Origin of the sequence: Chitinophaga sp. CCNWYY40 (assembly GCF_037483205.1) — a bacterium.
In the GTDB taxonomy this organism is placed as follows: Bacteria; Bacteroidota; Bacteroidia; order Chitinophagales; family Chitinophagaceae; genus Chitinophaga; species Chitinophaga ginsengisegetis.
This window is the reverse complement of sequence record NZ_JBBHLF010000009.1, coordinates 20953-35572: the sequence shown is the minus strand read 5'-3', so window position 1 is coordinate 35572 and position 14620 is coordinate 20953. Positions and strand designations below refer to the sequence as shown.

7 protein-coding genes are annotated in these 14620 nt (G+C 49.7%); 1 reads left to right on the top strand and 6 read right to left on the bottom strand.

The window, feature by feature from the left end:
* Window positions 1-3: 3 nt before the first annotated feature.
* The 5 genes from V7S65_RS29745 to V7S65_RS29725 form a co-directional block, all read right to left on the bottom strand.
* Entirely contained in the window at window positions 4-9759 is a 9756-nt protein-coding gene (locus V7S65_RS29745; RefSeq protein ID WP_336389374.1) for an MBG domain-containing protein, read from the bottom strand.
* Window positions 9760-9850: 91 nt separating this feature from the next.
* Window positions 9851-10993, bottom strand: a complete 1143-nt coding sequence (locus V7S65_RS29740; RefSeq protein WP_336389375.1) for an ABC transporter substrate-binding protein — start codon at window positions 10991-10993, stop codon at window positions 9851-9853.
* A 14-nt stretch (window positions 10994-11007) separates the two neighbouring features.
* Window positions 11008-11592, bottom strand: coding sequence for a phage tail protein (locus tag V7S65_RS29735; protein WP_079472467.1), 585 nt, complete (start codon window positions 11590-11592; stop codon window positions 11008-11010).
* Between the two features lie 29 nt (window positions 11593-11621).
* Complete coding sequence (locus V7S65_RS29730; protein ID WP_336389376.1) at window positions 11622-12176, bottom strand: phage tail protein; 555 nt, start codon at window positions 12174-12176, stop codon at window positions 11622-11624.
* Between the two features lie 11 nt (window positions 12177-12187).
* Window positions 12188-12754, bottom strand: a complete 567-nt coding sequence (locus V7S65_RS29725; protein WP_079472465.1) for a phage tail protein — start codon at window positions 12752-12754, stop codon at window positions 12188-12190.
* 161 nt (window positions 12755-12915) lie between these two features.
* Here V7S65_RS29725 and V7S65_RS29720 point away from each other — a divergent pair, with 161 nt between their 5' ends.
* A complete protein-coding gene (locus V7S65_RS29720) occupies window positions 12916-13764 on the top strand; it encodes a metallophosphoesterase (RefSeq protein WP_336389377.1) in 849 nt (282 codons plus the stop codon).
* Window positions 13765-13770: 6 nt separating this feature from the next.
* Here V7S65_RS29720 and budA read toward each other — a convergent pair whose 3' ends face one another.
* A complete protein-coding gene (gene budA, locus V7S65_RS29715) occupies window positions 13771-14604 on the bottom strand; it encodes an acetolactate decarboxylase (protein ID WP_336389378.1) in 834 nt (277 codons plus the stop codon).
* Between the last annotated feature and the right edge of the window lie 16 nt (window positions 14605-14620).

Genomic DNA, 14620 nt, shown 5'->3' with positions numbered 1-14620 from the left:
TGCTTAGTAATTTGCATTGACAATTGTGATAAACCCTTTAAACTTCGGCGTGTTACCGCCCAGATCAATAATATAATAGTAGGTTCCTTCTGCCAGTCGCTGACCATTTACGGTACCATTCCAGTTGTTGGTATAGCCGCGCTGATGGAATACCATGCGTCCTGAACGGTCAAATATCTTTACTTCATTTTGCGGGTACATATCGATATTCTTTACCACCCACAGGTCGTTTTTACCATCGCCGTTAGGAGTCAGGATATTGGTGGCTTCCAGTTTATAGTCCTCTTTAACAGTGATCGTGATATCCTTCGTAACGCTGCAACCGCTGCTGCCGGTGATGGTTACCTGGTAGTTGGTGGTAACCGCCGGACGGGCTACGGGCGAAGCGGTAGTTGGATCATTCAGTCCTGTTGCCGGGGTCCATAAGTAGGTATGGCCGCCGGAGGCCGTGAGTGTGATCGTTTCTCCCTTACTGATTGTAGTGTTTCCATTTGCCCGGACATTACCCACAGGTAATGGGTTTACAGTTACTATCACTGCTGCGGAGAGTACGCCGAAATTGTTATCGTAAATCGCTTTTACGGTATAGCTGCCGCTTTCGTTCACGGTCAGCGATTGGCCGGTGGCTCCGGGTATCTGGATGCCGTTGCGGTACCACTCATTGGTGGTTGTGCTGCTGGATTGTAACGTGAGCGTATTGGATTCGCAGAAAGTGGTACTGCCCTGGGCCGTGATTACCGGCGCCGTCCATGCAGTAACGACAATAGTTTGTGTAACCGTTTGCGCCGGTTCGTAGTTGCTGTTACCCGGTTGTGAAGCACTGATGTTGGCAGTGCCTGCTGCTCCCACGTGTGCCGTATTGCCGTTGATACTGATGGAAGCGGTATTGTCGCTGGTAAACGTAACCGGCAGTCCGGAGCTGGCAGTGGCAGTGAGTATGAAATCAGGATCTCCCTGGTTTTTATTACCTGTTGTAGTGAAGGTAATTTGCTGCTGTGCCTTTGCAATTGTCAGTTGACCATCTGTAAAGGAGATGTTATAATTGTTGCTGGTTAAGCCAGAAGGCGTAATGATATAAGTGCCTGCATTTATGGCTCCCTGCGACGTACCTGCGTAGGCAAGTGCACCGGTTAAACTGGTTGCGGCATCTCCATTCACGAACCCGGTATAATCTACACCGTTGCCACCCGTATAGCCGTTACCTGTATAGGTGCGTACTTCGTCTTTGGCTTTAATACTCAGCATTGCTTTGGCCACATTGAAGGTTTGTGTGACTTGTGCAGCCGGTGAATAGTTGCCGTTGCCTGCCTGGTCAGCTGCAATGGTTACATTGCCAGCGCCGGTAATGGTAACGGTGTTGCCGCTGATAGTGGCCGGACCACTGATCACGCTGTAGCTTATTGCTAACGCACTGCTGCTACTGGCGTTGAGCGCAAAGGCAGCGTCGCCATATGTTTTACCGGTGATGGCCGGGAAGGTGATGGTTTGCGATGTGAGCGCAACGGTTAATATACCGTTGACAGGAGTGAAGATGTAATTGGTTGCGGTCAATGGCGTTACATCCACTGCAATGGGATAGGTGCCTGGTGCGCTGCTGTTATTTGCAGTAGTACTGAGAGCAGCAACACCAGTAATCACGCTGCTGTTTTCACCATTCACAAACCCGCTGATAGTATAAGTGAGTGCAGGATTATTAGCGCCGTATACTTTCTGTTTATCATCCGCGGTTACCGTCAGTGTAGCCGGGGTTACCTGGAACGATTGGCTCACCACCGCTGCTGCGGTATAGTTAGCGTCTCCTGCCTGTGTGGCGCTGATGGTTACATTGCCCACGCCGGTGATAGTAACGGTGTTACCGTTTACGGTAGCCGGTCCGGAAGTAACGGTATAGGCTACTGTTAATCCTGCATCGCTACTGGCGCCGAGTGTAAAGGCGGCGTCACCATATGTTTTACCGGTGATAGCCGGGAAGGTGATGGTTTGTGAAGCCTGCGTAATAGTAAGTGATCCGTTCACAAAGCTGAAGTTGTAATTAGCTGCTGCTAACGCACCGGCGGTAACCGTAATCGGATAAACACCCGGTACGCTGTTGGCATCAGCAGTGTGCGCGATGATGGCGTTGCCGGATACTACATTGATGGTTTCGTTGTTTACAAAACCGGTAATGGTGTAATCCGGTGTTGGATTAGCTTGTTTGTACGCCTTGTTTTTATCATTAGCCGTTACCGTTAGTATTGCTTTGGCAACGTTAAATGTTTGTGTTACCTGTGTAGCAGGCGAGTAGTTGCCGTTACCGCCCTGATCGGCTGCGATGGTTACGTTGCCCGTGCCGGTGATGGTAACGGTGTTGCCGCTGATAGTGGCCGGCCCGCTTACCACGCTGTAGCTCACCGCTAACGCACTGCTGCTACCGGCGCTGAGTGTAAAGGCAGCGTCGCCATATGTTTTACCGGTGATGGCCGGGAAGGTGATGGTTTGCGATGTGAGCGCAACGGTTAATATACCGTTGACTGGAGTGAAGATGTAATTGGCTGCGGTCAATGGCGCTACATCCACTGCAATGGGATAGGTGCCTGGTGCACTGCTGTTATTTGCAGTAGTGCTGAGAGCAGCAACACCAGTAACTACGCTGCTGTTTTCACCATTCACAAACCCGTTGATGGTGTAAGTGAGCGCAGGATTATTAGCGCCATATACTTTCTGTTTATCATCTGCGGTTACCATCAGCGTGGCCGGCGTTACCTGGAACGATTGGCTCACCGCCGCTGCTGCGGTATAGTTAGCATCTCCTGCCTGCGTGGCGCTGATGGTTACATTGCCCACGCCGGTGATGGTAACGGTATTACCGTTTACGGTAGCCGGCCCGGAAGTAACGGCATAGGCTACTGTTAACCCTACATCGCTACTGCCGCTGAGCGTAAAGGCGGCGTCACCATATGTTTTACCGGTGATAGCCGGGAAGGTGATGGTTTGTGATGCCTGCGTAATAGTGAGTGATCCGTTCACAAAGCTGAAGTCGTAATTAGCTGCTGATAATGCACCAGCGGTAACCGTAATCGGATAAACACCCGGTACACTGTTGATATCAGCGGTGTGCGCGATGATGGCGTTGCCGGATACTACATTGATGTTTTCGTTGTTTACAAAACCGGTAATGGTGTAATCCGGTGTTGGATTAGCTTGTTTGTACGCCTTGTTTTTATCATTAGCCGTTACCGTTAGTATTGCTTTGGCAACATTGAAGGTTTGTGTGACTTGTGCAGCCGGTGAATAGTTGCCGTTGCCTGCCTGGTCGGCTGCAATGGTTACATTGCCTGTGCCCGTGATGGTAACGGTGTTGCCGCTGATAGTGGCCGGACCACTGATTACGCTGTAGCTCACTGCTAACGCACTGCTGCTACTGGCGTTGAGCGCAAAGGGAGCATCGCCATATGTTTTACCAGTGATGGCCGGGAAGGTGATGGTTTGCGATGTGAGCGCAACGGTTAATATGCCGTTGACAGAGGTGAAGATGTAATTGGTTGCGGTCAATGGCGTTATATCCACTGCAATGGGATAGGTGCCTGGTGCGCTGCTGTTATTTGCAGTAGTGCTAAGACCCGGTGTACCGCTTATCACGCTATTGTTTTCACCATTCACAAACCCGCTGATAGTGTAAGTGAGCGCAGGATTATTGGCGCCATATACTTTCTGTTTATCATCTGCGGTTACCATCAGCGTGGCCGGCGTTACCTGGAACGATTGGCTCACCGCCGCTGCTGCGGTATAATTAGCATCTCCTGCCTGTGTGGCGCTGATGGTTACATTGCCCACGCCGGTGATAGTGACGGTGTTACCATTTACGGTAGCCGGCCCGGAAGTAACGGCATAGGCTACTGTTAACCCTGCATCGCTACCGGCATTGAGAGTAAAGGCGGCATCACCATATGTTTTACCAGTGATAGCCGGGAAGGTGATGGTTTGAGAAGCCTGCGTAATGGTGAGTGATCCATTCACAAAGCTGAAGTTGTAATTAGCTGCTGATAATGCACCAGCGGTAACCGTAATCGGATAAACACCCGGTACACTGTTGATATCAGCGGTGTGCGCGATGATGGCGTTGCCGGATACTACATTGATGGTTTCACCATTTACAAAACCGGTAATGGTATAATCCGGTGTTGGATTAGCTTGTTTGTATGCCCTGTTTTTATCATTAGCCGTTACCGTTAGTATTGCTTTGGCAACATTGAAGGTTTGTGTTACCTGTGTAGCAGGCGAGTAGTTGCCATTACCGCCCTGATCGGCTGCAATGGTCACATTGCCCACGCCGGTAATGGTAACGGTGTTGCCGCTGATAGTGGCTGGTCCGCTTACCACGCTGTAGCTCACCGCTAACGCACTGCTGCTACTGGCGTTGAGCGCAAAGGCAGCGTCGCCATATGTTTTACCGGTAATGGCCGGGAAGGTGATGGTTTGTGACGCCAGTCCAACGGTTAAGTTGCCACTAACAGCAGCGAAAGTATAGTTCGCCGCGGTCAATGGTGTTACATCCACTGTAATAGGATATGTAGCCGGTACGCTGCTGTTATCGGCACTGGTGCTGAGCGCAGGTGTACCGCTTATCACGCTGCTGTTTTCACCATTCACAAATCCACTGATGGTGTAAGTGAGCGCAGGATTATTAGCGCCATATACTTTCTGTTTATCATCCGCGGTTACCGTCAGCGTGGCCGGCGTTACCTGGAACGATTGGCTCACAGCCACTGCTGCGGTATAGTTGGCGTCTCCTGCCTGCGTGGCGTTGATGGTTACATTGCCCACGCCGGTGATGGTGACGATGTTACCGTTTACGGTAGCCGGCCCGGAAGTAACGGCATAGGCTACTGTTAACCCTGCGTTGCTACCGGCGCTGAGTGTAAAGGCGGCGTCACCATATGTTTTACCGGTGATAGCCGGGAAGGTGATGGTTTGTGATGCCTGCGTAATAGTGAGTGATCCGTTCACAAAGCTGAAGTCGTAATTAGCTGCTGCTAACGTACCAGCGGTAACTGTAATCGGATAAACGCCCGGCACACTATTGATATCAGCAGTGTGAGTAATAGTGGCGTCGCCATTGACTACGCTGTTGTTTTCACCATTTACAAAACCGGTAATGGTATAATCCGGTGTTGGATTAGCTTGTTTGTACGCCCTGTTTTTATCATTAGCCGTTACCGTTAGTATGGCTTTGGCAACGTTGAATGTTTGTGTTGATTGCGGAGCAGGAGAGTAGTTGCCGTTACCGCCCTGATCGGCTGCAATGGTCACATTGCCCGCGCCGGTAATGGTAACAGTGTTGCCGTTGATAGTGGCCGGCCCGCTTACCACGCTGTAGCTCACCGCTAACGCACTGCTGCTACTGGCGTTGAGCGCAAAGGCAGCGTCGCCATATGTTTTACCGGTGATGGCCGGGAAGGTGATGGTTTGTGGTGCCAGACCAACGGTTAAGTTGCCACTAACAGCAGCGAAAGTATAGTTCGCCGCGGTCAATGGTGTTACATCCACTGTAATAGGATATATAGCCGGTACGCTGCTGTTATCGGCACTGGTGCTGAGCGCAGGTGTACCGCTTATCACGCTGCTGTTTTCACCATTCACAAATCCACTGATGGTGTAAGTGAGCGCAGGATTATTAGCGCCATATACTTTCTGTTTATCATCCGCGGTTACCGTCAGTATGGCCGGGGTTACCTGGAACGATTGGCTCGCCGCCGCTGCTGCGGTATAGTTGGCGTCTCCTGTCTGTGTGGCGCTGATGGTTACATTGCCCACGCCGGTGATGGTGACGGTGTTACCGCTTACGGTAGCCGGCCCGGAAGTAACGGCATAGGCTACTGTTAACCCTGCATCGCTACTGGCGCTGAGTGTAAAGGCGGCATCACCATATGTTTTACCGGTGATAGCCGGGAAGGTGATGGTTTGTGATGCCTGCGTAATAGTGAGTGATCCATTCACAAAGCTGAAGTCGTAATTAGCTGCTGATAATGCACCAACGGTAACCGTAATCGGATAAACACCCGGTACGCTGTTGATATCAGCGGTGTGGGTAATAGTGGCGTCGCCATTGACTACGCTGTTGTTTTCACCATTTACAAAACCGGTAATGGTATAATCCGGTGTTGGATTAGCTTGTTTGTACGCCCTGTTTTTATCATTAGCCGTTACCGTTAGTATTGCTTTGGCAACGTTGAATGTTTGTGTTGATTGCGGAGCAGGAGAGTAGTTGCCGTTACCTCCCTGGTCGGCGGAAACGGTTACATCGCCAGCGCCTGTGAATGTAAGGATGTTGCCATTGACTGTTGCCGGGCCGCTTACCACGTTGTAAGTGATCGGCAAACCTGCGTCGCTGTTGGTATTGAGCGTAACCGGTGCACTGCCATATGTTTTGCCGGTGATAGCCGGGAAGGTAATGGTTTGTGGCGCTATTGTTACCGTCAGTATTCCGCTGGCAGGAATGATATTGTAGTTAACAGCACTCAGCGAGGCAGCATTGGTAACCTGGATAGGGTAACCACCCGGCACACTGCTGGCATCTGCCGTAGTACTGAGCAGCGGAGTGCCTGTTACCACGCTGTTATCTTCCCCATTCACCAAACCGCTATAAGTATAGGTTAATGCAGGGTTATTTCCTCCATATAACCGCTGTTTGTTATCCGCAGTTACAAATAATGATTTTTTCAGGACAGTAAATCCGCCGGATACAATGGTGGCTGCGTCGTAATTAGTATCACCGCTTTGTGTAGCCGTGACCGTTACATTTCCCGTGCCCGTAATGGTAACGGTGTTGCCGCTAAGCGTAGCCGGTCCGGCAACACTGAAGTCCACCGTGAGGCCGGAGGTGCTGGTAGCGTTCAATGCAAAAGGAGCGTCACCGTACGTTTTGTCCGTTAATGCGGTGAGGGTGATTACCTGCGACGCTTTGGTAACGGTAAGTGTACCGGGTGCGAAACTGAACTGGTAGTTGACAGCAGTGAGTGTGCCGGCGCTTACAGTAATAGGGTAGTTGCCGGTGTGACTATCAATATCCGCTGTGGTGCTGATGTCCGCATCACCGTTTACCACGCTGCCGTTGTCGCCGTTCACAAGGCCGGTAACCGTATATTCCAGGGTGGGATTAGCCTGTTTGTATGCCCTGTTTTTATCATTAGCCGTTACCGTTAGTATTGCTTTGGCAACATTAAATGTTTGTGTTACCTGTGCCGCTGCGGCATAGTTGGTACTTCCCGGCTGATCAGCGTTGATGGTTACATCGCCAGCGCCGGTGATCGTAAGTGTGTTACCACTAACGGTAGCCGGACCTGAAACCACGGTGTAAACAATTGCATTTCCTGCATCGGTATTGAGCGGTAATGTAATCGGGGCGGTGCCATACACAATGCCCGTTATCGCCGGGAATGTGATGGTTTGCGGCTGCTGCGTAATAGTTAATGTACCATTTGCGGCCAACAAACTATAGTTGGCTGCACTGGCTGCACTTACATCTGTTGTAATCGCATAGGCGCCAACCGGACTGTTTAGATTGGCTGCGAAGGTGGTATTTACCGTACCGGTGATAACACTGGCGTCATCTGCATAAACAAACCCGGTATAAGTAAACGTGGCAGCGGGATTAGCCGTTTTATAAGGCCGGCTCACATCAGCTGCTTTTATAGTCAACGCTTTTTTAGCGACGGTAATAGTTTGTGATACAGGACTTGCAGGAAGATAGGTATTGGTAGCTCCTGCGTGAGCTGTGATCACCGCGGTACCTGCGCCGGTGGTTTTAATTTTTCCGTTCACCACGTCTGCAACGGCTGTATTGCCGGAGGTATAGGTAATAGTGCCATCTCCGGAAGTCGTCGCATTCGGATCAATATCTGTATCTCCATACGTAATAACAGGCGTGGAAGGGAAGGCCGGGAAAGTGATTGTTTGCGGTATGGCCTGTATTTCATAGGCGCCCAGGTCAATAAGGCTATTGCTGATACGTGTTTTCCTGTCGAGATCCAGTGTATCTGCCTGTGCGGCATAACCCGCATTATTGGTTTGCGGATCGCCTTTGTTGATGCCGAAGTTGGCAGCCGTTAACCGCAGGTTACCGTTGGTGAGGTCATTAAACACCACATCGGGAACAGGTTGTACAGTAGCTGCGTCGCTATAGTACAGGTTACCCAAAATACTGTACCGGATGTTTGCGAGAGGACCGGAATAGTCGCTGCCACTACCGGGAGTATTCTTCGCCACAATGCTGTTGTACGAAGTGAAAATTCCTCCGGTGCTGCTTATAGCAGCTCCTCCTCCGGAGTTACCACCCACTGTAACGTTGGTAAGCGTAGTATTACCGGTGGTTCTTATAGCCGTTCCATCCAGCGTAGCCTTGTTACCAAAAAATACGCAGTTGACCAGTTTTATATTCCCACCAACCTGGTAGATGGCGCCACCATTCTGGGTGGTGTTGTTTCCATAAAATTGTGTATTCCTTATTGTTAAATTGGAAAAGGGAGCGTAAATACCACCACCTCCCGATACGTTGCCCGCACCGCCGGTAATAATCATACCATCCAGTATACTTTCGGCGCTGTTACCTGCCACCGTTACCAGGTGAGTGCTGTTGCTACCCCGGATATCTGTTGCCTTCAGTGTAATAGTATTGGTAAGCACGTCATTGAAATCAACGTCTCCGCTGAGGATTACCGGGTTAGCAGGAATATTCCGGTCAGCAAGCTTAGTTTCAGTGCCTGCAAAGCCGCCATAAACAGCCACACCGGAAGGGATATTAAAGGTAGCACTGGTATTCCTTGTGTAATCAGGCTTATAAGTATTTTGGGCCACCCATATGGTGGTAATACCATTCAACGGGTCTGCGGCAGCATTGAGTGCAGTGGTTAATTCCTGCAGGGCAGTGGCCCAGCTGCTTCCGTCGCCGCTTTGGGAAACCTGTTTGTTTACATATACAATACCGCTGGTATCCGGGTTCACAACTGTAAAAGAGCAGGGCGGTGCGGATACAAGACTGAATGCCGTTGGGGCCGGCACTGTTAAGCTATAGTCCTTCGTCCAGTTGGTGGTATCCACTACAAGGTTACGCAGGCGGGCCGAAGTGCCGATAGTAGTTATACAGTTATACCTTGCATTCACTGCATTTATGCTGGGGAAGCTAAGAACGCTGGTGGTAGCTGGTTTTAATGATTTGGAAGAAGTGAATTCTTCGGCATCGAGAGATGTCTCCCAGGTTTTGCGGTTTACATTGATACCGGCAATGATGGTGGGATTATTGATGTTGCCGGTGAATGCAAACAACTGGTCGCCGGCGAAGCCAAGACTAATATATTCTTTATTAGCCTGTAACGCAGTATTAGCGGTAGGGGTGGAGAGGGTAAGTACGCCGGCAGATGCGGTAGGGCTGTATTTACAGAAAATAGTAACCCGCGTTCCTGCATCCATTTTGTTGTTGCCGCCGGGCGACCATTGCAGAATCCCATCTGTTTTCGGACCGGTGGAGCTGTCGGTGGAAATGGTTTGAAAGCGGCTACCCATCCAGCCGAGATCTGTAAAATAAATGATCGTATTTTTAGGGCAATCGCGGAGCAATACAAACGAAAACGCATCATTCTGTACGCTGCCGCTAATGTCGTCATCAAAAATATTGACGCCCGTAAAAACAAGATCGCCGGGGCCGAAAGCCTGCGCCTGCGCGCAGGTGGCAATGCCTGTGAGTAATAAAAGGGATATCAGGGTTCTACGTAAAATTAACTTCATAGAAGGCGAGCCTTAGGTATAAGAAATATATAGACATGCACCCTGTTGTTCAGGATGTTAAATTATTCAGAAGTACCTCACCTGATCTTTCTCAGGCACAGAGGTAAGTGTTGATCCAGCCGGAAGACACGCCGTGTATCTTCGTAAGCACAATGTCCTGCCAGATCTGCGCGGTATTATCTGTGCCGCCAATTACTTCCGGCTCAAACGCCTCATTTGTTTTCACCAGCCATGCAGGAGCAATCATGTGGTGAGTAGCTGCATCCATGTGTAGCGGACCGCGCGGACTATCCAGTGTTACGTCGCTGAGTGCCGCCAGGATCTCCCGTGCCCTGAACCGGTGTGTATCTGCTGTATTATAAATCTGCTCCAGGATCATACCGGTGTTCCAGCCGTGCATACCAGGTAAATTGGCTTCGCGGCCGGTGTGAGCGTTAAACTGCGTTTTCAGCAATTCATTAGCGTTATTTTTGAGAGATGATAACCAGGGCACATATCCGCTTACCTGGAACGGTATTTTCAGCTGACCATGCACAGTTGTTAAGGTTTCATCCAGCAGCATGGGACTGCCAAATACCTGTAAGCCTTCCGTTACATCCGACGTCTGCAGCTGCTGAAGAAAGCAATGCGCCAGGTCGCCGTTGTAAAGCGCCAGCAACGTTTGTACGTGTGCGTTAGTCCGCAGGAAATGATGCAATGGCTCCGAATCAAAATCACTCACCTTATACTGGCTTACAAAGTTGTAGGCAACACTGCCGCCGTTATCGGCGTACGACTGCACCAGCGCATGATTATGAGAATAACCGCCGTCGTAAAACGAGGTGCATACGGCTGCCTCTTTTGAGAGGGTGGCAGCATGGATCCCGGTAAGCCGGCATTGAATAGTATTATTAAGTGTATGCGACAGCACCACAGGGTGAGGCTCCCACTCGTGCATATATTTTGCGCCGTTGTGTACCAGTAATACCAGGCGGTTCAGCTGTTTTGCAAGGGCTGCTATGTTGCTTACTGCCGGCTGATCTGCATATACCACCAATACATCGGCATGATGCTCCAGCAGCATTTTTTCCGCCTCTTGCAGTACCATTTCAGGATTGGTGCCAAACCCGATATTGGCGGTAAACCATGTTGTGGATACGCCGCGGTATTGCAGGTATGCTTCCATCCCCTGGAGAAAATCGTGCTGCAACAGCGGGTGAAAGGTAGATCTCGGTAATAGTGCTCCTATTTTCATATAAGTGGTCCTTATTATGGCGTAGGAAATACGCCATACAGGGAAATAATAAAATTCACAACCAGGTATGGTTGCATGTTGTCTGTGTTTTCATTTCCGCCTACTGGCTGTACGCTCATTATCAACGAATCACCGTCAGGAGCCAAACCCATGTGCGGCACCTGTAAAGGCGCCAACCTGCTGGTATCGCTTTTAACAGTGCTGTAAACTTTTTCTGAATTGGTGATAGCAAAGGAACGGTCCTGTGGATTGGTTGTGTTGGCGGGATTTTCTCCCAAAGCTGGCAGGAATACCGGTCCGGATATATAATGTATATGCGGTGGAAGATTGTTTGAATTCAGCGTCACTTCTTCTGTTCCTCCATTTTCGCCTATCTGGTAGGTTATGCCACTACCGGGATCAGTACCCATATGTAAAGGCACCCTGCCCCGCAGATCCGGCACGGCAAAAACAGACTGGCCATCACCTCCGTAGGTGGTACCAATCAGTTGAAACAGGGTGTCGTTTTCTGAAATGGGAAGTAATTGCCCGTCGCAAATGGCCCAACCCGCCGGTGCAAAATTTCCTGCAAATATTCTTATTTCTCCTACAAAAGGCATTTGTATTGGTGTTTGAGTGTGATCGTTTATTATTGGCGGGGAGGAAATACTCCAGCCATTGCTATAGCAAACATAATGGTAAGGGTTGGTTGGTAATTGTTCACCGGTACATTGCCTCCTGAGCCAGTTGCTTTCAATCTTGACCTCACATTTGCCATTGTTCCGGTGCCCGCCGTTTTACTGTAGGGAAGGCCGGAAGCGGCTATGCCGGGATAATTATTGATGGGATTGTTGGTGTTGTTATTCCCGCCTGTGGGCAAAGACATGGGGCGCCGTTTGATCATATGTGTATGCACAGGCATTTGGTTGATGGTCAGGGCATTTAATCCAATACCAGCCGACTCGCCCAGGAACCGGTCTGCCAAACCGCTCCCCTGTCCGGTGCCGATGGGAACTTTTCCCTGCAGGTCAGGCAAGGCAAAAGTGGCCTTGCCATCCCCTCCGTAATAAGTGCCCAGGATAGAGAAAAGACCGGTGTTCTGGGATATGGGGAGTAGTTGTCCGTTACAAAGTGCAAAATTTTTGGGTGCAAAATTGAAAGGGATCATAATGATTTCACCAACAAAAGGATCAGTTGCAGACATATCTATATAAATCAAAGAGTTGAAGGAAATATGCCTGTCAAGGCAATAATATAATTCATGGTGAGATAAGGCATCATATTATTAACGGGATTATTGGGAGAGGGATTGGCCTCCGTAGCAAACGCACCGTTCCCGCTATCCGTTACCAGGTCCTGACCCTGCACGGTTGCCATTTGTTCATCCGCGTTGTTGCTGTATTTAGCGCCGGAGGCAACTGCAGGATAGGCATTGGCAGAAGAATCAGTGTTTGCTGTACCTCCCACCGGCATTTGGAGTACGGCAGTGATATTATGCTCATGTAGCGGAAGATTAGCCGTGGTGATTTTAGTAGTAACGCTGCCGGTTACACTCCCCTGCATATATTCGCCGCCCTGGTGCATAGGAACACGCCCCCTCAGGTTGGGTAATGCAAAATTAGTTTGACCGTTACCGCCGTAAGTAGTGCCCAACAGGGAAAATAAAGCCTGATTCTGGTTAATGGGAAGCAATTGCCCGTTACACAGGGCATAACCTTGCGGCGCAAAATTAAAAGCCACTAAAAAGATCTCTGACAGGTAGGGAGTAGAGTTATTCGCCATCGTTGTATTTGGTATTGCAAGGGATAATGGATCACGTTATCTATGATAAAACTGGTATAAAAGTATAGCTTATTTTTTTTTCAAAGTAATATTTATTTGGTTTAACAAGAAATCAACGGAAGTGTTTATCTTCACATCACTTTTTTCCAGATCCCTATAATATGAATAAAGAACGCCGTTCCTTTCTACGGAATACATCACTGGTAACAGGCTTATTGCTGTTGCAAAATCCCCTCAGAGCGCTGACTTCCGCTTCAGAAAACGCCACTTATCTTCCCGGCAATAACCGGGAACTCCTGATCTGGCATACGAATGACCTGCATGGTCAGCCGGCCGGTCACCGCCAGGAAGGGGAGCAGGGCGTGTTTGTGGATGCCGGCGATTTTACCTGTGGAACAGATAACGTGAACGCCTGTATGGAAATGATAAGGGCCATGAATAACGCCGGCTATCATGCCGCCACTATTGGTAACCGGGAACTCGCCAACGGACAGGCCGCACTGGCTGCACTGATTCCGCACATGCAATTTGCACTGGTGAATTGCAACTATCGTTTCACCGATCAATCACTGGCGCGCCAGGTGGTACGTCACAAAATCGTATATGCGGGATCGTTAAAAATCGGCATCACCGGTGTAGGGCCACAACTGACAGGCACTCCCGGCGTTACTTACCTGCCTCCCGTGGAAGCTGCCGATGCGGTAGCCGCCACGCTTAAAAAAGAACATAACTGCCATGTAGTGATCTGTCTTTCACACCTCGGGTTCCAGCAACCCGGCGAAACGGCAGACAACCGTGATATGGCTACTAAATCCACGCATATCGACTTTGTAATAGGCGGTCATCAGCAGAAGATGATCACTACTACTGCTGTATTCCGGAACGTGGCGGGCAACGAGGTATACCTCAGCCAGGCCGGATGGAACGGCATGATGACCGGCAAGATGAAAATGCTTTTCAATGAACACCGCCAGGGTTGCGGTATTCAGCCTGGTTACCTGATGTCGTGATAAAGATTATTTCGCCGACCCTCTTTCTACACTTTTGATATCTTCCTGCCGGTCCTTTTTAAAATCGAAGTGGTTAAATGCCGGAGTGGCTGGCAACTGCACGGTGTAGCTGTCGAGCAAAGATATTTCGATGGTGATATCACCGGTGATAAGGTCAACAATATGGCCGCCGGCATCTTTCTGATCTGAAAGATAATGAAAGTGATAACCAGAGATATTGGTGTTGTCCATATATACCGGTAAACGGTATCCTACCAGGTCGCCGTTGCTTTCTTTATACTGGAAGAAATGCTGCTTGTCGAGCATACCCGCCAGCTGCGGATAAGGTTGCTCATTCACCGGAGGGAAAGCCCTTGTTTTCAGATACCTGAATTTACCTTTGATATGAATCGCGTACATGCCGTTCACGTTAGGCATGATACTGTCGAGATAATGATAAAAAGTAGCTTTGTCCATACTGTTTGGCACATGTATCACGGTATTGGCGCGGAAAAAGTTAACCATGCAGAAAGGAATGCGGTGATGCTGGTCCGCTACCTCAAATGTTTTCCCGGTATATTGTGTTTGATAAACTTTGCCGTTCAATACCAGCAGTTCTCCGTCGAGTTTATCCGGGGCGCCCAATCCGAAATCCCCTTTTGTTTTTAAGGAGTCGATAGGATAGAAGCCGTCGTACAGGCCGCCCATTAAGCCACTGGCCACCCCGGCCGTGAAAAGGTGACGGTATTCCGCCGGTTGCTGCTGCGCCATTGCGAAGGCGGGCCATACCAGTAAAAAAGCGATCATCTTCTTTTTATGTTGGAAGAACAGGCGGTGGAAAAGCGCTGGAAAAGTAACCATAGGATGTGTGATAAGC